The sequence below is a fragment of the Pseudarthrobacter sp. MDT1-22 genome (genome assembly GCF_054511035.1).
Genome location: NZ_JBTNDK010000080.1, coordinates 1 through 1,151, shown reverse-complemented (window position 1 = coordinate 1,151; position 1,151 = coordinate 1). Strand labels below are relative to the sequence as shown.

Here is a 1,151-nt window from a genome sequence, read left to right as displayed (position 1 = left end):
GCCCTGGTAAGCGCGGACATGCCCATCAACATAGAGCACAGCGGCCAGATCCGCGCCCTCGTCGTGACTGCCGTTGAGGTGTCTGGCAGCCATTGCGGTCAGAAGCTCTCCGGCCTTGCCTCTCGTGGCCAGGGCGGCGGTTTTGCGGCGGAGGGTTTTCACTTCCGGGGCCCGGTCCAGGCCCAGGACCCTGCCCAGTGCTGCCGGGTCGATCCGGGTGATCCCCTCGGCGCGTGGTTCCCCCGCCAACGCCTGGAACACGGCGCCGGTCAGGATGGTCTCCAACCCGTAAAACCCGTTCGGCAACGCCCCGAAGACCTCCTTCGCGCACTCCAGCAGTCCGGTGCGCTCGAGGGCGGGCAGGGCCAGGAACAGCCCGGCCAACGGCACCCGGGCTGCGGGTGCGAACACCGGGGACGCGCACTCGACCAATCCGGTCCGGGCCCACGCCCGTTCCTCGGACCGGTCCACCGGTGCAGGGAGTACCGGCAACTCGTCTTGGAGCGGCTCCGTTTCCGGACGACCCGGGTGCGCAGCAGCCGGCTCTTCCGGGGCCGGGGTTTCTATGGCCAGGGTGCGGCGGACACTGAATTCGGAGACGCCCACAGCCGCTCCAACGGCGCGCAGGGATAATCCCGTCGCACGAAGGGAACGGATCCGGGACATCACGGCGTCCGTCAGACGGCTGGGCCCTTTCGGGCCGGACTTTTCCGGGGCCAAGCCCAGCACACCGGCCGCTGCCAGGTCCTGGCGCCACCGCCATAACGTGCCCGGATCCACTCCGAACGCGGCAGCTACCTCAGCGACCGAACCGGCTTTGATGTCCGCCAGTTTCGCCGCCGCGAACCGACGGGACACCGAATCCCCGGCATCCCAACCATAGGAGAGCTCGCCATGAACGAAAACCCTGCCGCCGTCCTCGTCTTCGACCAGCGACGCAGCGGCGCCGATCGGGACGGCACCGGCGTCCATCGAGGCAGGAAGGGGCAGTTGAGCAGTCATCACGCCCATCATCCCACCCCTTCAACACGATACTATTTCTCGTCTAGATTTTATCGCAAACAGGTGAAAATTAACAGCCAGCCCGCAACAAGATCAGCGGAATCACGCGGAAGCCATTCCACCGCATCAGCCCATGTCCAGAGTCCTGG

General features: G+C 66.6%; 1 protein-coding gene. It reads right to left on the bottom strand.

Annotation, left to right across the window (positions count from 1 at the left end):
• Nucleotides 1-1,002, bottom strand: a 1,002-nt coding sequence (locus ACX80M_RS21040) for a putative transposase (protein ID WP_459310412.1), incomplete at its 3' end; no start/stop codon positions are given.
• Nucleotides 1,003-1,151 lie beyond the last annotated feature (149 nt).